Origin of the sequence: Bartonella sp. AU18XJBT (assembly GCF_028618595.1) — a bacterium.
GTDB lineage: Bacteria > Pseudomonadota > Alphaproteobacteria > Rhizobiales > Rhizobiaceae > Bartonella.
Genome location: NZ_JAQITE010000013.1, coordinates 1 through 21,306, shown reverse-complemented (window position 1 = coordinate 21,306; position 21,306 = coordinate 1). Strand labels below are relative to the sequence as shown.

The following is a 21,306-nucleotide window of genomic DNA, read 5'->3' as shown; positions in this document are numbered from 1 at the left end:
TATGCTGAATCTTTATGGACGACAATTCTCTTCCCGTCTTCTATTAGGTACAGCGCAATATCCTTCACCAGCAATCCTTCGTGATGCTATTCATAAATCGGATACGGAAATTGTGACTGTTTCCTTGCGCCGTGAAACTGCAGGCGGAAAACAAGGCGGACAATTTTGGCACTTTCTTCAAGAACTTGGAGTAACAGTGCTTCCTAATACTGCTGGTTGTTATACTGTTAAAGAGGCCGTAACAACAGCCCAATTAGCAAGAGATCTTTTTAAAACGGCTTGGATTAAACTCGAAGTCATAGGAAATCCAGACACCTTACAGCCAAATATTTTTTCCTTAATCGAAGCTGCGCAAATTTTAAACAATGAAGGTTTCAAAATTTTTGCTTACACAACGGATGATCTTATTGTTGCTGAAAAACTTTTTGACATTGGTTGCCGTGTTATTATGCCTTGGTGTGCTCCTATTGGTTCTGCCAAAGGACCTCATAATACCGATGGATTGCGTTCTATCCGTGCTTACCTTCCGGATGCTACTCTTGTTATTGATGCCGGCATTGGACGCCCATCACATGCCGCCATTGCGATGGAACTCGGTTATGATGCAGTACTGCTTAATACCGCAGTTGCTAAAGCAGGTGATCCTGTCTTAATGGCTGAAGCATTTTCTAAAGCTGTTCAAGCAGGACGTATGGGATATAAAGCTGGCATGATCGAAGCACGCAATGTGGCAGTCCCTTCAACACCCATTATCGGAAAAGCAGTATTTTCATGAAACTGGATCCATTTTACCTCATCGTTGATAACGCTGATTGGATTGAACGTTTGCTTCCTCTTGGTATCAAGCTCGTACAATTGCGTATGAAACATGAAAATCAACAAATAATCCGTCAACATATCAAGCGCGCAAAAAACATATGCAATAAATTGGGAGCGCAATTAATTATTAATGATCATTGGGAAATAGCAATTGATGAAAAGTGCAATTTTATTCATCTGGGACAAGAAGACCTAAGCAATGCTGATCTTCATGCAATTCGTAAAAGTGGTATAAAAGTTGGTCTTAGTACACATGATGAACATGAATTGGATATCGCACTCTCTGTTAATCCTGAGTATATTGCACTTGGTCCTATTTATCCGACAATCTTAAAAAAAATGAAATGGATGCCGCAAGGACTAGAAAAAATCAAACAATGGAGAAAGCGGATTGGTGCTTTACCTTTAGTGGGTATTGGTGGTTTAACACCAGAACGCGCAGTTGGTGTTTTAAAAGCAGGCGCAAATAGTGCTGCTGTTGTAACTGATATTATCCTTCATAAAAAACCTGAAGAGCGTGTACAGCAGTGGATAAAAGTGACACAAACATGGCGTTGAGACCTTCCATTCTTATTGTTGCGGGCACTGATCCAACGGGAGGTGCCGGTATTGTTCGTGATATAGAAACTGCTGTATATTTTCAAATAAAAGCAAATTTAGCAATTACTTGTGTTAACGTACAAGATGATAATCGCGTTGTCGAAATCATTCCAATGCGCGGAGACCTCGTCGCTGCGCAAATGCATTCCGCCCTAGAAGCAAATCCAATAAGCGCAATAAAAATCGGTATGACGGGGACAAAAGAAATTATAGCAGCAATCAGTAACGTACTCAAAGACTATCCCCATGTTCCAGTTATTTTGGACCCTGTACTTGTCGCTTCATCAGGAGGAAAACTAACAACGGAAACAATCATCGACACTATGATCGATAAACTGCTTTCTCATGTTACTCTTTTAACACCGAATAGAGAAGAACTCGCTCTTCTTAGCCAAAGTCCATTGGCATCTCATGATAAGCAAGCAATACAACAAGCAAAAAAACTTTTGTCATTGGGAGCTCGCTCTATTTTAGTAAAAGGAGGACATGCTGAGGGTCCTCTTGCAATTGATAGATTCATTGACAAAACTGAAGTCATAAATATTTCTACTCCACGTTTAAAAGGAACAATGCGAGGAACAGGTTGCATTCTCTCAAGCGCTATTGCTGCGCATTTAGCATTAAATGAACCCCTCATTTCAGCTGCAAAAAAAGCAAAAGCATATATCCACACATTGCTTTTAACCCATTGTAAAAACAGTTTGTAAAGTCTTAGTATTTTCTCATATAAAAGCAATATTTATATATTTCATTCATTTAATATTTTTAATAAAAAAGACACAATATAATAATAAAAAATTTATACTTAATTTTACAAATGAAATACTATAAAGGTCATTTTCATTAATTATTAAATATAGGATATAATGATTAAAAATATTATCATACCACTTGCATTTAGTAGAGAATTCTTTTATTATAAAGAGCCTAACCTGTTTAAAAAAATAAAATAGCGTAATTTAAACAAATTGTATATTTAAAGATGTATATAATCGAGAACACTTGCATTTTACGATTTGCCTTTTTGTGAAAAGAGAGAATCCTATCAGCGTTCCTATACATTAACGGCTAGTAAATGCATTTATAAAACTTGAGGGATAAATTTGTTTGATCTATAGTTGCTAGATCATTAGAAAAATAAAATGTTAAATCAAACGCCGTGCTCAATTTCCTATGAAGAACTCTTAAACTTTTATAAAGAAAGTGGTGCAGATGCTGTTCTGACAGATTTCCCTATTGATCGTTTTAAACAGTCTGCTTGTTTAGAGAAAAAATTAACACCTGTCGTGAGCATTTCTCATAATCAACAAACATCTCCCAAAACATCCCCAACCGTAAAATTAAATCATCATCCGCTGCATAACTCTGGGGCTCTACAAAATGAATCCACCGCTATAGAGAATGCAAAAAATGCAAAGACACTTGATGAGTTAAAATCTGCTCTCCTTGCATTTAATGGCTGTTCATTAAAATTGACAGCAAAAAATACCTGTTTTTCAGATGGAACAGCAGGAAGCCCCCTGATGCTTATAGGCGAAGCACCAGGACGAGAAGAGGATATACAAGGAATTCCTTTTGTGGGAAAAGCAGGAATGTTGCTTAATAAAATCCTCGCATCAATTGGCTTAACAAGAAATAATGTTTACATTGCCAACACTATTCCTTGGCGTCCACCAGGAAATCGTACACCAACACCAAGAGAAGTTGCCTTGTGCCGCCCTTTTATTGAACGACACATTTATTTAGCGCGTCCTCGTGTACTTATAGCACTGGGAGGCGTTGCTGCACAGTTTCTTACGGGATCTCAAAATGGGATTATCCGAACAAGAGGAAAATGGCATCTTTATGAAAATGAGGATAATATAAAAATACCTGTTATGCCAACTTTCCACCCTGCCTACCTTCTTCGAACCCCTAGTCAAAAGAAGCTTACATGGATAGACTTCTTAGAAGTAAAAAATCGCCTCGATAGCCTTTTGTAATTCTGTAATCTTCTTTGACACTAAAATTAAACACCTTCTTTAACTCTTAAAATACGAATGGGAACAACTATGGAACAGCCAACAACATCTATTTATCGTTTGGAAGACTACCAGCCAACCCCTTACGCTATCCCTAAAACACAACTTTCCTTTCAATTGGCACCAACAAAAACTTATGTTACAGCCATATTGTCTATTGAATCCCGTCACGATACAAAAGAATTAACACCTCTTGTTCTTTCTGGTGATGATCTTACTTTAATTTCCGTTTCTATTAATGATGGGACATTAGCCCCAAATGCTTATAAAGTGACGCCTTCACGTTTAGAAATTACAACGCCACCAACGGCTCCTTTTACATTGAAATTGGTTACGGAACTGAATCCTGAAAGCAATCGTCAACTTATGGGACTTTATCTTTCAAATGGTGTTTATTGCACACAATGCGAATCGGAAGGTTTTCGTCGTATTACTTATTTTTACGACCGCCCAGATGTTCTTTCTACCTATAGAGTGAAAATTGAAGCAGATTCCCAAACAATCCCAATCTTGCTTTCAAATGGTAATTTAGTGAAAACAGGAACTTTAGAGAATAATCGCCATTTTGCCATTTGGGAAGATCCTTATCCCAAACCATCTTATCTTTTTGCTTTAGTAGGTGGAGATCTTGATAAGTTAGAAGACCATTTTACAACTGTATCTGGAAGACGTATCGAGCTTGGTATCTATGTGGAAAAAGGAAAAACCAAACGCGCCGCTTATGCAATGGATGCTCTTAAACGTTCCATGCGTTGGGATGAACAATGTTTTGGGCGCGAATATGATCTTGATATTTTCAATATTGTTGCAGTGTCCGACTTTAACATGGGAGCAATGGAAAACAAAGGCCTTAATGTTTTTAATGATAAATATGTTCTTGTCGATCCTGAAACAGCAACCGATCAGGATTATAGAAATGTTGAACGTGTCATTGCACATGAATATTTCCATAATTGGAGCGGTAATCGTATTACCTGTCGCGATTGGTTTCAACTCTGTTTAAAAGAAGGATTCACTGTTTATCGTGATCAGGAATTTTCATCAGATCAAAATGTACGCAGCCTACAGCGAATTGAAAATATAAAAACATTAAAAGTGACGCAATTTGCCGAAGACGCTGGGCCCCTCGCTCATCCTGTACGTCCTCGTCAATATAGCCAAATTAACAATTTTTACACCACAACTGTTTATGAAAAAGGTGCTGAAGTTGTTCGCATGATACGGACTATTTTAGGACCCTCTATGTTTCGTAAAGGTACTGATCTTTACTTTCAACGTCATGATGGACAAGCTTGTACAATTGAAGATTTTATCGCTTGTTTTGCTAAAGTATCTGGTCAAGACTTCTCCCAATTCATGCTGTGGTATGAACAAGCTGGAACACCCAATGTAGAAATCGATAGTCATTATAGTGATGGTGTTTTAACAATTCATGCAAAGCAACATATTCCCACAACCCCACAACAAAATATAAAAAAACCTATGCTTATCCCTATCGCTTTTGGACTCTTAGGACACAACGGAGAAAACCTCACCTATGAAGCTGATGCAGATATTCAATCAGATGTTATGCTTTTATCCAAAGAAAGCCAAACGTTTACATTAAAGGGACTGCGTGAAAAACCCGTTTTATCACTGCTGCGAGACTTTTCAGCACCAATCATTCTACACACTCCATTCAATGAAAGAGAACTTATTTTTCTTGCACAACATGATGACAATCACATCAATCGCTGGCAATCTCTTAATCATTTAATGACGCAAGCTTTGATTCAAAGCATTCAAGATAAAACACAAGAAAAAGCAACATTCCCTTCTGCTTTACTAAAGCTGATTGAAACGATCATAACGGATGAAAACTTAGAGCCTGAATTTCGTGCCTTCTGTATAAATTTACCTAGTGAAGTTGAGCTTGCTCACACAATCGGTAAAAATATTGATCCAGAGCGTATTCATCATGTGCGCAATCAGTTTTTAGCTTCACTTGCACAAACCCATCAAGAGCTCTTAACAAAATTCTATGAACAAATGCAAACCCAAGAGCCCTATTCAGTAAACGCTGTACAAGCTGGAAAGCGAGCATTAAAGAATATTATATTGGATTATCTTTCCATTGCTGAAGCCAATCCAAATCGTGCTGCTATACAATATGCAACAGCGGATAATATGACTGACCGTATGGCTAGTATCGCTGTTCTCGTGAAACATTTTAATGAAAGTGAGCAGGCACAAAATGCCTTAAATGATTTTGAAAACCGCTATAGGCATGACCCTTTGGTCATGGATAAATGGTTTTCTATTCAAGCAATGGTTGCTGGCACATCAACGCTCGAAAATGTTCAAAAGCTCATGAAACATCCGCTCTTTTCAAAAGATAATCCCAATCGTGTGCGTTCCTTAATCGGTGTTTTTGCCTCTAACAATCTCACGGGCTTTAACAGGATGGATGGAGCGTCCTATCATTTTCTTTGCCAAATCATTTTGGAAATTGACAAAAAAAATCCACAGCTCGCTTCACGATTATTAACAACGATGCGTTCTTGGCGACAATTGGAACCCATTCGACAACAAAAACTTGAAAATGAATTAAAAACGATTGCTGCTGCGCCAAAATTATCAAGCGATGTTGCTGATATCATCAACCGTCTGCTCAATTGAAACAAAAAATTATTTTAAATCAATATGCTATAATGTTTTTTTTAAATAAATTCTACAAACTATTCGATCATCATTAAACCTATAAACGGGCAATCTAAGCCTGTTTATAGGGTCATGTTCAAAGTACCTTTTCCTTTTCATATTCCAAGTTCATAGAAGTAAAATTATTTTTTTTAAAAAAAGACTGGACAGAAGACTCCTGTTTTGATTCATTGCACTCGATGGGGTTACTATGAATATCGAAGCAGTTTTTAAATCACATTATTCTGGAATTAAAGGAACAAGAGATGGCTAAATTGGACGCATATAATGCGCCAAGGAAGATATATGCTGATTCAAAATCGAGCGCTCCAAGTCATAAAACGCAGAAAAAACGTATTCATCTGCTTTCTGGCTCTGCCTATCAAAAGCTTCTCTTTATTGAACCTTGGTTGCGTCGCTCACTTCCATTTGTCATTGTAGCATTTCTTATTGTACTTGCATCAATTCGTTTTGTATCACTCTATGATTGGCGTAACACAATTGATAAAAACACGCGTTCTACCATCACTCTCTTAGCTTCTCATATTACCAATACAATTAATCATGACTTACTGGCTGTTTCTCAGAAAGGAAAAGTCTCTGCCCTTTCTCATAGTCATTTGCAAAATATCCTCACCACTTTTCATAATCAAGATCTTATTAATCCTAGCACTCTGATCGCCATTGTTGATCAAAAAGGAAATGTCTTGGCTTCATCCAGTTCAGAGATTGCTTTAGGGAAACCTTTGCAAGATTTTATCTCTGACAGCATTGCTTTACAATCTCTTGGACAGCATGTTGGAATTATGAAAATCACAATAGGAAAAGATGCCCCTGCTCTTGCTTTATTTAACCAAACAGAAAATGGGCAATATGGCGTATTCATTAGCGAAAAGATGCAAGATAGCGCCATGGAATGGCGGAAAATTCTCTCGTTAAATATAACTCTGTTCATTGGAACTAGTGGCATTATCCTCGCTCTTCTTTATGCTTATTACAACCAAATTGTACGAGCCCGCAAAACGGATCTTGTTTCAGAAAAAATTCAAAATCGTATTGATATGGCAATGATGCGTGGACGCTGTGGACTATGGGATTGGAACATGGCAAGTGGGCGCGTCTACTGGTCACGAGCAATGTACGAAATGCTCGGCTATGTCCCTCAGGATGCATTGCTCTCAATTTCCCAAATTAGCGCCATTATTAATCCAGATGATGCGAATTTTTTTGATCTTGCTCAGGAATTAATGAGCGGTAAAAAAAAGCATATTGATATTAACGTTCCCATGCGTCATGCCGATGGTCATTATGTATGGATGCGCATTCGTGCCGAAGTTACTGAAGAAGAAGAACCCCATTTAGTTGGTATTTCCTTCGATATTAGTGAACAGCAACAATTGGCTGAACAAACAGCGCAAGCTGACCTTCGTATCCGTGATGCGATTGAAAATATTTCAGAATCTTTTGTCTTGTGGGATGCCGAAGGACGTTTAGTCATGTCCAACAGTAAATTTTGCGAATATGCCGCTATTCCTAAACAAATTCTACAATCAGGTATCCAACGTGCAACCGTCGAAGCCATGGCACGCCCTGCTATCAGTGAATATCCCCTTAAAGATGATGGTACTGGTAACTTAACTAGTATTCGCCAAACGGCGGATGGTTGTTGGCTCAAAATTAACGAACGGCGAACCCAGGACGGAGGATTGGTTTGTATTGGTACTGACATTTCTGAGCTTAAACAACAACAGGAGAAATTTGAAGATAGTGAAAGGCGTCTTTTTTCTTTCATTCAAGAACTTAAGCGCACACGAGGCAGTGCTCAACAACGTGCCTCAGAAGTTGAAAAACTTAATAAAAGTTTGAAAGCAGAAAAAGAGCGCGCCGAAAGTGCTAACAAAGCTAAATCAGAATTTTTAGCCAATATGTCTCATGAATTGCGCACGCCACTTAACGCTATTCTAGGCTTTTCAGATATCATGTTGCAATCGACTTTTGGCCCTCTTGGTTCACAACGCTATAAGGAATATATGCATGATATTTACAATTCAGGAACTCATCTTCTAACCCTCATCAATGACATCCTTGATATGTCAAAAATTGAAGCTGGAAGATTTACACTTGATTGTAAAAGTACCGATCTTGAGCCCATCATTAGTGAAGCAGTCCGAACACTAACACCCCAAGCTCAAGAAAAAAATATTGTTGTTACAACAAACATTACCCCAGAACTCCATGCTGAGGTTGATGGTCGTGCAATGAAGCAGATTTTCCTTAATCTCATCTCTAATGCCGTTAAATTTACGCCTTCAGGCGGAAATATTGATGTCTGCGCTTTTAGGAAAAAAAATAACCTTATTTTTAAAATTACAGATACAGGTGTTGGTATTCCCCAATCAGCAATTAAAAAACTTGGACAACCTTTTGAACAAGTCGAAAATCAGCTTACTAAATCTCACACGGGCTCAGGTCTTGGCTTAGCCATTTCACGCTCCTTGCTAGAACTCCACAAAGGAAAACTTGAAATTACTTCAAAAGAAATGAAAGGAACAACTGTAACGATTATAATGCCCATCACACAAAGTTAAATTTCTCCATTTTGTTCTCGTTGTAGCAAAATCTGTTTCCGTTTGGCCCCCCAACGATACCCTGAAATAAAACCATTTTTACGCACAACACGATGACAAGGAATGATAACAGCCAATTCGTTACGTGCACAGGCATTAGCAACAGCACGAAAAGCACTCGGCATACCAATACGGCACGCTAAGACTTCATATGAAATTGTTTCACCACACGGTATATCACATAATACTGCCCATACTTGTCGTTGAAAAACTGTACCATTTATATCTAAGGGAAAATTATATTTTTTTACCAACTTAGGTGTTTCTATCATGGCTATAATATGGGCAACTTCTCTCTTAAATGTATTGTCACCTACAACTTGTTGTGCATTACCAAAGCGTATCGTAAACTCCTGTAATAATTGCTCTACAGTGTCTCCTAACGCTATATGACAAATCCCTTTTTGAGACCTGGCCACCAAAAGCTTTCCTATTGATACATCTTTCAGACAGAATATTCTCGTTTGGGAAATGTTCAGCATTTTAGCCTTCTTTATATTTTAAAAAGTTTTGAACATCATCCATAAAGTAAAGGGAAAGTAATCACTGTTTTTTAAAAACAAACAAAATCATTCTGAAATTATCTCCCTAGCCATTGTATTAAAATACACTCTCACCATTTTAATCAAATGGAAACATACATCAATTGACTTTCTTCCTACCCTAAAACGGAAACTTCGACCAGAACCGATCTATCAACAATCTTGCTTTTTATCTAACAGACTCTAACTGAGATCATCTCATATGGTTTATTTCATAAGCTCTCTACAGACAAATCCCGCCCTGAATTCTGTCATATACTCTAACAAAAAGCACCTTAATGTGGTAATTTTCATACCTTATATCACAGCTCTAAACGACAGTATTTTACGGAACAACATGATAACCTTCCCATTTCATTGTGCAAAATCCCACAGAACCATAAATAATGGCTTATGTTTTACAAGCAACAGAAAAAGCGCGTACTCTCTTAGGCAAACAACGTCATAAAACACAAAATATGCCGGCAATGGATTGGAAAGATGTTCCAGATTTTTATTCTCTACAGTATGCTTGAATATTCTAATTTTTTGGAGCACTGTTATTATTTTTATTAAAGGTCATACTTTTGATATACTGACGAGATGACTCAACTCAAAAAAGAAATTTATCTTCAATTTTATGAAAAAAAGCATGGAAAAGGTATTTTAGTGCTTACTTTCTTTGTCACTTAACTTATAAAATAACTGTAGCCTCAGAACTGAAATATTTTGCCCACAACAATCGCGCACAGATATTTGTCATAGGAAAAAGCCATGCCCAAACGCACAGATATAAAATCTATTCTTATCATCGGAGCAGGACCTATTATCATTGGTCAGGCATGTGAATTTGATTATTCAGGTACACAAGCCTGTAAGGCATTAAAAGAAGAAGGTTATCGAATTATTTTGGTAAATTCTAATCCTGCCACGATTATGACAGATCCAGATCTAGCTGATGCAACTTATATAGAGCCCATTACTCCTGAAATAGTTGCCAAAATTATTGCCCACGAACGTCCCGATGCCCTTTTGCCCACTATGGGAGGACAAACAGCCCTCAATACTGCTTTATCATTAAAGCGTATGGGTATTTTAGACCGCTATCATGTTGAAATGATAGGGGCCAATGCTGATGCTATTGATAAAGCTGAAGATCGTGCTTTATTCCGCCAAGCGATGGCAAAAATCGGTTTGGAAACACCACGCTCTATGTTAGCCAATGCAACAGAACTAAAAGAAGAAAATCGCCGACAGCACGCAAAAACGTGTGCTGAACTTAAAGCAAAGCTTTCTGGTGCTGCGCTTGACAAAGCTCTCGAAGAACTTGAGCGCAACTGGCGACATACCGAAACTGATCGCAAACAACATTATATCGCCCATGCAACAGCAAAAGCAGTTCAAGCTCTTGATGTTGTTGGACTTCCAGCTATTATTCGTCCTTCATTTACCCTTGGTGGAACCGGTGGTGGAATCGCTTACAATCGTTCTGAATTTTATGAAATTATCGAACGCGGTCTTGAAGCTTCGCCTACAACAGAAGTATTAATTGAAGAAAGTGTTTTAGGGTGGAAAGAATATGAAATGGAAGTTGTTCGTGATAAGAACGACAACTGTATCATTGTTTGTTCTATTGAAAACATTGATCCAATGGGGATTCATACCGGTGATTCGATCACTGTAGCACCTGCTCTTACCTTAACAGATAAAGAATATCAATGTATGCGTAATGCTTCGATTGCTGTTTTGCGTGAAATTGGTGTTGAAACGGGGGGATCCAATGTACAGTTTGCTGTCAATCCTGAAAATGGGCGCCTCATTGTTATTGAAATGAATCCGCGTGTTTCTCGCTCTTCAGCGCTTGCCTCAAAAGCAACGGGGTTTCCCATTGCCAAAGTAGCGGCTAAACTGGCTGTTGGTTATACACTTGATGAATTAAAAAATGATATCACGGGTGGTGCAACACCAGCATCATTTGAACCTTCTATTGACTATATTGTGACAAAAATTCCTCGTTTTGCTTTCGAAAAATTTCCTGGTTCATCACCTGTCCTCACAACTGCGATGAAATCTGTAGGAGAAGTCATGGCAATTGGACGCACTTTTCAAGAGTCATTACAAAAAGCACTCCGTGGACTTGAAACAGGGCTTACGGGTCTTGATGAAATTATGATTCCAGAGCATGCTGAAGGCGATGAAAAAAGTTCTATACGCTCAGCCATTGCCATACCAAGCCCTGATCGTCTACGCTATATTGCTCAAGCCATGCGTACAGGCTTACCCTTAGATGAGATTCACCAAATTAGCAAAATTGATCCGTGGTTTTTAGAACAAATATCCTCTATCATTGAAATGGAGCAGCGTATCCGCGTTCATGGATTACCCCAAGACGCAGATAACTTACGTATGTTAAAAGCTATGGGATTTTCAGATGCGCGATTAGCCTCCCTTACTGGAAAAGAACCAGATGATATCGCCGCTTTACGCAAATCACTGAATGTTAAACACGTCTTCAAACGGATTGATACTTGTGCCGCTGAATTTTCTTCTCCTACAGCCTATATGTATTCAACATATGAAGTTCCCTTTGCAGGTATAGAGCACTCAGAAGCACACGTTTCTGAACGCAAAAAAATTGCTATTTTAGGCGGTGGACCAAACCGCATTGGGCAAGGTATTGAATTTGATTACTGTTGCTGTCACGCTGCTTTTGCACTGCGTGATGCAGATTTTGAAGCGATTATGATTAACTGCAATCCTGAAACAGTTTCAACCGACTATGATACCTCTGATCGCCTTTACTTTGAATCTTTAACAACAGAAGATGTTATCGCTATTTTAGAAGCAGAACAGGAAAAAGGCGATTTGGTTGGAGTCATCGTCCAATTTGGCGGACAAACACCCTTGAAATTGGCAAGCGCTCTAGAAAAACACAACATCCCCATCCTAGGTACTTCACCTGACGCTATCGACTTAGCAGAAGATAGAGATCGCTTTCAAAAACTGTTATTTAAACTTAACTTAACACAACCTCAAAATGGTATAGCCCACTCCATCGAACAAGCACGCCTCATTGCCCACGAACTAGGCTTCCCATTGGTTGTACGTCCCTCTTATGTTTTAGGAGGACGTGCTATGCAAATTATTCGTGATGAACGTAGCTTACAAAATTATTTACTTGAGAGTGTCCCTGAATTAATTTCAGAAGATATTAAAGTCCGTTATCCTAACGACACAACAGGACAAATCAATATATTGCTTGGTAAAAATCCGCTTCTCTTTGATACCTATTTAACAGAAGCAATTGAAGTAGACGTTGATTGTCTATGTGATGGCCAAGAAACACTGATCGTTGGTATTATGGAACACATTGAAGAAGCTGGTATCCACTCTGGTGATTCAGCATGTTCTTTACCAGTCCATACGCTCTCAAATAAAATAGTTACTGAATTAGAGCGCCAAACCAAAGCATTAGCACAAGCACTTCATGTTCGCGGCTTAATGAATGTACAATATGCTATAAAAGATGATACCATTTATGTCTTAGAAGTCAATCCCCGTGCTTCACGTACTGTCCCATTTGTTGCAAAAACGATTGGTCGCCCTATTGCTAAAATGGCTGCACGTATTATGGCAGGAGAAACGCTCCATGATGCTCTTCAAGCTTATGGTGGATTACCTTCTTTACAGGAAAAACAACATATTGCCGTCAAGGAAGCAGTGTTTCCTTTTGCTCGTTTTTCAGGTGTTGATACACTTCTTGGTCCAGAAATGCGCTCAACCGGTGAAGTTATGGGACTTGACTATGAATTTTCACTTGCTTTTGCTAAAGCCCAACTTGGAGCTGGTGTCAAACTCCCTAAAGAGGGAACTTTGTTCGTTTCTGTAAGAGATGAAGATAAAAAACGCATCTTAAATCCTGTAAAACGTTTAACTGAGCTTGGCTTTTCTGTTGTCGCCACAAGTGGAACACATAAATTTCTTACCGAACACCACGTTGAAGCAACAAAAATAAACAAAGTCCTAGAAGGGCATCCTCATATTGAAGATGCCATTCGTAATCGCCAAATTCAATTGATTTTTAATACAACTAGCACTGCCAGTGCCATCTCAGACTCAAAATCATTACGTTATGCAGCACTCATGCAAAATGTTCCCTATTATACAACAATAGCTGGAGCCGAAGCCGTCGTAGAAGCGATCAAAGCACTCAAAAAAAGGCGCCTTGAAGTACGTTCCCTACAAAGTTATTTCAGTTGAATTTTTTCTACTTAGCAAAATGTACACTGTTTTCTTATTTTTTCTTTATATAAAAATTGATTAAGACTTGCTTTTTGTTCTAAAAACTTTTATAGAGGTTTCATCGAATTTTCGGTTACGTGACTTTCTTTCCTGTGCAATCTGCACTTTTGACGAAACTTCTCCCACCTAATTTCGATCTACAACCGTATTGAAGGAATGAAAGCTTCAATACTCAATATAATATATATTCTAAGGAGTTTCCTATGTCTACAGGAACAGTTAAGTGGTTTAATACAACAAAAGGTTTCGGATTCATTCAACCTAGTGATGGTAGTGCAGATGTATTTGTACACATTTCTGCCGTCGAGCGTTCTGGTCTAAACAGTCTTAATGAAGGGCAAAAAATTTCTTATGATGTTCTTCAAGATCGTCGTTCAGGAAAATTTGCCGCTGGTAACCTTGCAGCTCTTTAAAGTTTAAATTCTGCAATATTTTATTTAAAAATCTTCGTCTGTAACGACGAAGATTTTTTTATTTTGTATAAAGCATCATTTTACCTTGTTAAAATTTAAGACTGCTTATCTCCTTTGCACAATTTATCAAACCTCCCTATACTTCCTTAAAAACTTTCATAAAATCTAAGAAGAGCTTATCTTGTAAAAATCTCAAAAAAGAAGAATGTAAAGCCCGTGTAAGAGTATTTTGGAAGTTTTTTATTGCATACAATATAATCTCTTATAGAATATCCTTAAAGCAATAACCATTTGTTGATATAATATAAGGATTTAAAATTATGGCTTTTATTGCCGACAAACTGTCTCGTATCAAACCTTCTGCAACAATTGCTGCTTCTCAAAAGGCCCGCCATTTAAAAGCATTAGGGCGCGATGTTATTGCTTTAAGTGCTGGAGAACCAGACTTTGATACCCCAGACAACATCAAAAACGCGGCTATTGAAGCTATTCGAAGGGGAGAAACAAAATACCCTCCCATATCTGGAATTCCAGAATTGCGCCAAGCAATTTCTGCAAAGTTTAAAAGAGAAAATAACCTTCTTTACCAACCAGAACAAATTATTGTTGGTACCGGTGGAAAACAAATTCTCTTTAATGCATTCATGGCAACTTTGAATAAAGGAGATGAGGTCATCATTCCATCCCCTTATTGGGTTAGTTATCCAGAAATGGTCGCACTCAACGATGGTACGCCTGTCTTTTTAGAAACAAAAGCCGAATTTTCTTATAAACTCCAACCACAAGAGCTAGAAGCTGCCATTACCCCCAAAACCAAATGGTTCATCTTTAACTCTCCTTCAAATCCATCAGGTGCCGCTTATACACACAATGAATTGAAAAAACTCACAGATGTTTTAGTAAAATATCCTCATGTTTACATCCTTTCCGATGATATATATGAACATCTCACATATGATGGTTTTACCTTTGTTACTCCAGCTCAAGTAGAACCAGCGCTTTATGAGCGTACACTCACAATGAATGGCGTTTCTAAAGCCTATGCGATGACGGGATGGAGAATCGGCTATGCAGGCGGACCACAAGAATTAATTAAAGCTATGGATACCATTCAAGGCCAGCAAACATCTGGAACAAGTATCATTTCACAATGGGCTGCTGTTGAAGCACTCAATGGGCCACAAGACTTTATCGCTAAAAATAAAAGTATTTTTCAAGCACGCCGTGATCTCGTTGTCTCCATGCTAAACCAAGCTCCTGGCATTCACTGTCCAACGCCCGAAGGTGCTTTTTATGTTTATCCTTCTTGCACAGAACTTATTGGAAAGAAAACACCTAACGGTCAACGTATTACGAATGATGAAGATTTTGCCATAGCGCTTCTAGAAACAGAAGCTGTTGCTGTCGTCCAAGGATCTGCTTTTGGACTTGGATCAGCTTTTCGTATTTCTTATGCAACATCAGAAGAATTACTTGAAGAAGCTTGTGTACGTATACAGCGCTTTTGCAACAGTCTAATTTAAATTTTTTAATATCGTCTGTTGTGATCGTTTTTTGCCGAATGTCAGTATATCCGAAAAAACATCGGAAACTGTATCATGGTCTGAATCAATCGATTCAGCAAAAATATCCATGAATAAACACAACAATAGAGGCTGTAGATAAAGATCAAAAAAATCTAGCAATCAAATATAATGTATCGGTCTATTATCATGAGATGATGAAAAAACTATTCTGCTTTTTCTATTCAATTTATAACTCTAAAAAGACCGAGAACTTTTAAACACAATTGCCCTTATAATCAAATCTTTTCTATTTCTCGGTTTCTTCTTCGTCCTAAAATGAATAAGAATCCACTCTCCTCGTTGGGCAAACAATCCAGTTTCCTTTAAGTTCTAATAACTACTTGATTTACTTCATAGGATTTATGAACAAGACCTGCCTTAAATATTCACCTCACACTCTCATAAAAAGCACTTCATATATAAGGTTTTAAATTTTTTATATCACACCACTAAAAGACAGACTGGTGCAACAGGATAAATCTCTCTCAAACTCCTCATTGAATTTTAGTATTCTTAAAAAATTGTTGGATATCCATAAATTTTGAAATTTTTTCCTTATCATCTCCCATATATTGCAATTTATAGGGACTCTTTCAAAAATAAAAAAAAAGCCGGACATATGTCCGGCAAATTTGGAAAATCCTCAGAGATAAAATCAATCTGATAGATCTTCGTAAGGGAACACTCAAGAAAACGCACTGGGAGGCAACATAATCAAGAGATAATATTCTATGTCATTTTATAAAAAAAAGTACAATAAAGACTTAAGCGTACCTGCTATGCAATAAACACATAGCTTTACATTTTTCTCCATCATGTAGCACTCTCTTTAATTAAATATAAAAATGTAAGCTATGCCATCACATGATTGTCCATTTTTCAATATATAATCCGCCCCTCTCACGCTTGCTAGCTATTCATAAAAAACATTTATCTCTTTTTTCAAAAGTATTTATCCACACGGACTCCCTCCACTTTTAATGTGCAATGAATAGTTTTAATTGATTCAATATGGGAAAATTTAAAACGAAAGAATATTACGGGAGTCTCAAGTTGTAAGACAGTTAATTATTCCTTATAAATTAAGGCATTAACATTAAAAAGACCATTGACGGGCTTTTAAAAAAATATAATCTCGAAAAGCATTTAACCTTGCCAAATTCTTTAAATTATAAGGATAACAAAAAAAAGTATCAAAAGAAGGAATATCAACCATATCAGGAAAAAGACGCACCAAATGCTCATCATTATTGACGATATAATCAGGCAGCACAGCAATCCCAAGATCACGCATAAGTGCATTCTTTATTGAGATGATATTGTTGATTTGTAGAATTGAAACGCGCAATGATCCATCACTTCTACCAGCCTTTTCCAACCAATTTAAACCAGACAAATAAGGTGGGACAGGTTCACCGAACGAAATAATACGATGTTTATCGAGATCAGACAATTTTTCCGGCTTTCCATAATTTGCAATATACTTTTCCGAAGCATAAACATGCATATGAATTGTAAAGAGTTTTCTTTGTATAAGATCAGGTTGTTGGGGTTGATGTAAGCGAACAGCACAATCCGCATGACACATTGTCAAATCAAGCTCTTCATCGGAAAGCAAAAGCTGAACCTGCATATCAGGATAAAGACTAAGAAACTCTGGCATACGCTCTGCAATCCACCCTGCTCCCATTCCAAAGGTCGAGGTCACACGCAGGTGCCCCGTTGGTTTTGCATAGCTTTCACTTAATTGCAAACGCACACTTTCAAGCTTCATCAAAACATCATGAGCTGTACGATAAAGAGTTTCTCCCTGTTCTGTAAGAATCAAACCACGCGCATGACGTTGAAATAAGGATACCCCAACCTCTTGTTCTAAAGCCGAAACCTGTCGTGAAACGGCTGATTGAGATAAATGAAGCTTTTGAGCAGCATGCGTAAAAGATCCTGCTTCTGCTGCAGCGTGAAAAACCCTTAACTTATCCCAATCCAACGGTGGCGCCACAATTAATTCTACCTCTAGATTCTTTATGTTCTCAATGAGTTACTAACGCTTGAGTATATCCAAAAACCGTTCTGCTTCTAACGCTGCCATACATCCTCTTCCCGCAGCTGTTACAGCTTGGCGGAATGTTTCATCTGTCACATCGCCTGCAGCAAAAACACCAGCAATGCTTGTTGCTGTTGAGTCCGGTGCTGTCCATAAATAGCCGCCTCGTTTTTGTTTCAGCTGTCCTTCAAACAGAGAAACAGCAGGATCATGCCCAATAGCAATAAATATGCCCTCTGCATTCACTGTCATCTCGTGACCTGTCTTAACATTTTTCAGACGTGCCCCTGTTACAACAGCCCCCATTGAATCTTGAGCTGGCAAACCAACAATTTCTTCCACCACATGATCCCAAATGATACGCACGTTCTTGCAAGCAAGCAACCTATCTTGCAAAATTTTTTCTGCCCGAAACTGCCCCCGCCTGTGAACCACGCTTACACTCTTTGCCACATGCGATAAATAAAGTGCTTCTTCAACAGCCGTATTTCCTCCTCCTACGACAATAACGTCCTTATCACGGTAAAAAAAGCCATCACATGTAGCACAAGCGGAAACGCCACCGCCCATAAAGATCTGTTCACTTTCTAAACCAAGCCAACGCGCTTTAGCTCCTGTTGCAATAATCAGTGCATCACAAGAATATTGTGTTCCTGAATCCCCATATAAGACAAAAGGATACTTCAACAAATCAGCCTTTATAATTGTATCATAGACAATTTTTGTCCCCATACTCTCAGCTTGTTTCGCCATTTGTTCCATCAACCATGGTCCTTGAATGGGATCTGCAAAACCTGGATAATTCTCAACATCAGTTGTAATTGTTAATTGTCCACCCTGCTGCAAACCCGTCACCAAAACCGGCTTAAGCATTGCTCTTGCTGCATAGATCGCCGCTGTATAACCAGCCGGACCTGAGCCAATAATCAGCAGACGAATATGCGATTGTACCATTAAATCCTCTTCACTTTATTATAACTTAATTATTCTATAAATGATAACGGAATACAGCCTTTAAAAAAATATTTTTCAAGCGCCTCAATTATGTTATACATACTTCTTTTCAAGTTTTATGAAAAGGTCTGATTACCAATTCATCAAGGCATGCTAATGTTACGAATTAATCCTTATCCTATAAAAAGAAAAACGTAAATTCTTATGAGCACAAAACCATAATAAAAAGAGATACAAAGATAGGGAACGATCATTTTTCAATTTATTATCAATGTCTGTGCACGTTTTGCGTTAATTATGGGAGGAGCAATGCTTTTGCCAATTTTTGTGGATCTGCATGATAACAATCGTAATTGGATAACCTTTCTCTATTCTTGTGCCATAACCACCATGTTAGCAACCCTAATTCTTTTAGCAACTAAGGGAGCTATTTGTCGTTTTTCAGCACGGCTTGGCTTTATGCTTACTGTTTGTCTTTGGCTAACAGGGAGCATCGTAGGTGCTTTACCTCTTTATCTTTCTCCTCTTCCCATTTCTCTAGCAGGGGCCATTTTTGAATCTGTTTCTGGAATTACGACAACAGGCTCCACAGTCCTTTCTGATCTTGATAATTTATCGCGAAGTATTTTGTTATGGCGTTCTCTTATATGCTGGATTGGGGGCATTGGCTTTATCGGTTTAGCCCTCTTGCTTTTGCCTTCACTGCGTGTGGGTGGCGTACGACTTTTTCATATGGAATCATCTGATAAATCTGAAAAAATATTGCCTCGCATCAACCAAATTGCTAACGGAATTATCATTGCTTATGTTGGGTTAACATTGGCTTGTATGCTTTCTTATTTTGCTGCAGGCATGAATTTATTTGATGCCATTAACCATGCAATGAGTACAGTAGCAACAGCTGGTTTTTCAACGCATGATGCTTCTTTTGGTTATTTTTCTGATAAACCAGCCATCTTAATTATTTCAACAATCTTCATGTTGCTTTCTGCTTTGCCCTTCGTACTTTATGTTAAATTAGTCCTTCCTGGACACTCCAAACGCTTTCTTGACCCACAAGTGATTGTTTTTCTTCATATCGTTCTCCTTTTCAGTTTTGCTTTAGCGGCATGGCTACGGTTTTATGATCATCGCGCTTTCCACTTGATTTTCCTTGATGTCATTTTTCATCTTTCATCCATTATTAGCACCACAGGTTACAGCGCTGAAGATTATCAACTTTGGGGACCATTTGCGCTTGGAATTTTCTTCATTGTTTCTTTTACAGGCGGATGTGCTGGTTCTACTTCTGGTGGCATGAAAATCAATCGCCTCATTATTCTTTGGCGTATTACACAAACAAATATAGAGAAACTTCTTTCTCCTAATGTCGTTGTAAAAGCGCGCTACGATCACTCAAATATATCAAACGATGCTGCTCAAGCTGTTTTGTTTTTTTTCTGTCTTTATATGTTTTGCCTTGTTATCGGCACTGCACTTTTGCTCACAACCGGTCTTGACTTTACCTCTGCCTTTACGGGAGTCTTAACCGCACTTTCAAATGTTGGTCCAGGCTTTGGAGATATTATTGGCCCCGCTGGTAATTTCTCTACAATCAACGATCATGCTTTATGGATTTTAAGTTTTCTAATGTTAGCTGGACGCCTTGAAATCATAACAATATTCGTCCTTTTTATTCCCGCTTTCTGGCGTGAACAATTCTAATGCATAGAGCATTTTATTCTACAGTGATAAAAAAATTTACAAGATAAAAAGATGTGAACAATATGCGTCATAACATTCACCCATCATTCAATCCACTGAAGATTTCCTAAAATTTCATACAAATCATCATATCAATGATATAAAAACAATTCGACAAGAACAATCAAATACCAAGATCCTTCAAAGCTATAACATATAAAACTTCACTTTATTGATCTTCTTTATCAAATAAAGTGGACGCATAGAACAGCCTTTTTACAAATAATCTCTCAAGCAAAAAATATATTTGCTGATAAAAGTGTTTTCTCTGTATGGCAAGGTATTGATTTATAATGATAATTTAGCGTTATTCATATTGAATGAGAACCCCGAATAACGTAAGATTCTCTCACTTCAAACCTGCTTATCTTGAATCAATCAAAACCACTCCCTTGCACGTCACAAGCGGGATGAGTGTGTGGATCAAATTTATATAAGAAAGGATTAAAAAATGGCTCTTATGAACCGTCTTAATGCAAGATCTGTCGCAACATTGGGGGCTGGCAAATATAATGATGGTGCCGGCTTGTTACTTCATAAGCGTAAAGATGGAGGTGCTCAATGGATTTACCGTTATACCATTCATGGTCGTCGTCGCGAAATGGGCTTGGGTGCCTTGAGAGATGTTTCTTTAAAACAAGCCCGTGAATTGGCAACTGGGTGGCGTTCTATTTTGCGTGAAGGTCGTGACCCTATTAAAGAACGTAATAAACAAAAACGTGAAGCAATAAGCAATCTTCATTATTTAAAAGATATTGCTTTGGATACTTTTGAAAGTCGTAAAGCTGAACTAAAGAACGATGCTAAAGATGGGAACTGGTTTTCACCTTTAAAACTCCATATTCTCCCTAAATTAGGTTGTCTACCCGTTTCAGAAATTACGCAAACAGAGATACGCAATACTCTTGCCCCTATTTGGCATTCAAAAGCGATAACAGCAGAAAAAGCACTGAACCGTCTTAATATTTGTCTCAAACATGCAGCTGCCTTGGGTTTGGATGTTGATTTACAAGCA

General features: G+C 38.0%; 15 protein-coding genes. 12 read left to right on the top strand and 3 right to left on the bottom strand.

Annotated features, from left to right (window positions below):
* The first annotated feature begins 1 nt into the window (after position 1).
* The 6 genes from PVV60_RS05135 (at position 2) to PVV60_RS05110 (ending at position 8,707) form a co-directional block, all read left to right on the top strand.
* Entirely contained in the window at positions 2 to 775 is a 774-nt protein-coding gene (locus PVV60_RS05135; protein WP_273723618.1) for a thiazole synthase, read from the top strand.
* Positions 772 to 1,377, top strand: coding sequence for a thiamine phosphate synthase (locus tag PVV60_RS05130; RefSeq protein WP_273723616.1), 606 nt, complete (start codon positions 772 to 774; stop codon positions 1,375 to 1,377). The genes PVV60_RS05135 and PVV60_RS05130 overlap by 4 nt, the downstream gene beginning before the upstream one ends.
* A complete protein-coding gene (locus PVV60_RS05125) occupies positions 1,368 to 2,126 on the top strand; it encodes a hydroxymethylpyrimidine/phosphomethylpyrimidine kinase (RefSeq protein ID WP_273723614.1) in 759 nt (252 codons plus the stop codon). Before PVV60_RS05130 ends, PVV60_RS05125 begins: the two co-directional genes overlap by 10 nt.
* Positions 2,127 to 2,561: 435 nt before the next feature.
* The gene (locus tag PVV60_RS05120) at positions 2,562 to 3,401 is read left to right on the top strand and encodes a uracil-DNA glycosylase family protein (RefSeq protein WP_273723613.1); all 840 of its coding nucleotides are present in this window, start codon (positions 2,562 to 2,564) and stop codon (positions 3,399 to 3,401) included.
* A gap of 69 nt (positions 3,402 to 3,470) precedes the next feature.
* Entirely contained in the window at positions 3,471 to 6,098 is a 2,628-nt protein-coding gene (gene pepN, locus PVV60_RS05115; protein ID WP_273723611.1) for an aminopeptidase N, read from the top strand.
* A 287-nt stretch (positions 6,099 to 6,385) separates the two neighbouring features.
* A complete protein-coding gene (locus PVV60_RS05110) occupies positions 6,386 to 8,707 on the top strand; it encodes an ATP-binding protein (RefSeq protein ID WP_273723609.1) in 2,322 nt (773 codons plus the stop codon).
* Here PVV60_RS05110 and PVV60_RS05105 read toward each other — a convergent pair.
* The gene (locus PVV60_RS05105; RefSeq protein WP_273723607.1) at positions 8,704 to 9,228 is read right to left on the bottom strand and encodes a methylated-DNA--[protein]-cysteine S-methyltransferase; all 525 of its coding nucleotides are present in this window, start codon (positions 9,226 to 9,228) and stop codon (positions 8,704 to 8,706) included. The two genes, PVV60_RS05110 and PVV60_RS05105, sit on opposite strands and share 4 nt — an antisense overlap.
* Before the next feature lie 446 nt (positions 9,229 to 9,674).
* On the opposite strand from PVV60_RS05105, the gene PVV60_RS05100 reads away from it, so the two are divergent.
* From PVV60_RS05100 to PVV60_RS05085, 4 genes are all read left to right on the top strand, one after another.
* Positions 9,675 to 9,803, top strand: a complete 129-nt coding sequence (locus tag PVV60_RS05100; protein WP_273723671.1) for a hypothetical protein — start codon at positions 9,675 to 9,677, stop codon at positions 9,801 to 9,803.
* A gap of 238 nt (positions 9,804 to 10,041) precedes the next feature.
* Positions 10,042 to 13,527 (top strand): carbamoyl-phosphate synthase large subunit, encoded by a 3,486-nt coding sequence (gene carB, locus PVV60_RS05095; protein WP_273723606.1) that lies wholly within the window; start codon positions 10,042 to 10,044, stop codon positions 13,525 to 13,527.
* Positions 13,528 to 13,772: 245 nt separating this feature from the next.
* Entirely contained in the window at positions 13,773 to 13,982 is a 210-nt protein-coding gene (locus PVV60_RS05090; protein WP_012754908.1) for a cold-shock protein, read from the top strand.
* A 320-nt stretch (positions 13,983 to 14,302) separates the two neighbouring features.
* A complete protein-coding gene (locus PVV60_RS05085) occupies positions 14,303 to 15,505 on the top strand; it encodes a pyridoxal phosphate-dependent aminotransferase (RefSeq protein ID WP_273723602.1) in 1,203 nt (400 codons plus the stop codon).
* Between the two features lie 1,138 nt (positions 15,506 to 16,643).
* Here PVV60_RS05085 and PVV60_RS05080 read toward each other — a convergent pair.
* Positions 16,644 to 17,549 carry a LysR family transcriptional regulator gene (locus PVV60_RS05080; RefSeq protein ID WP_273723601.1) on the bottom strand — a complete coding sequence of 302 codons (906 nt, stop codon included), beginning with the start codon at positions 17,547 to 17,549 and terminating at the stop codon, positions 16,644 to 16,646.
* 42 nt (positions 17,550 to 17,591) lie between these two features.
* Positions 17,592 to 18,548, bottom strand: coding sequence for a thioredoxin-disulfide reductase (gene trxB, locus PVV60_RS05075; protein ID WP_273723600.1), 957 nt, complete (start codon positions 18,546 to 18,548; stop codon positions 17,592 to 17,594).
* 309 nt (positions 18,549 to 18,857) lie between these two features.
* On the opposite strand from trxB, the gene PVV60_RS05070 reads away from it, so the two are divergent.
* On the top strand, positions 18,858 to 20,252 hold the full coding sequence (locus PVV60_RS05070; protein ID WP_273723598.1) for a TrkH family potassium uptake protein: 1,395 nt from the start codon (positions 18,858 to 18,860) through the stop codon (positions 20,250 to 20,252).
* 490 nt (positions 20,253 to 20,742) lie between these two features.
* A partial coding sequence (locus PVV60_RS05065; RefSeq protein ID WP_273723596.1) for an Arm DNA-binding domain-containing protein occupies positions 20,743 to 21,306 on the top strand: 564 nt, incomplete at its 3' end.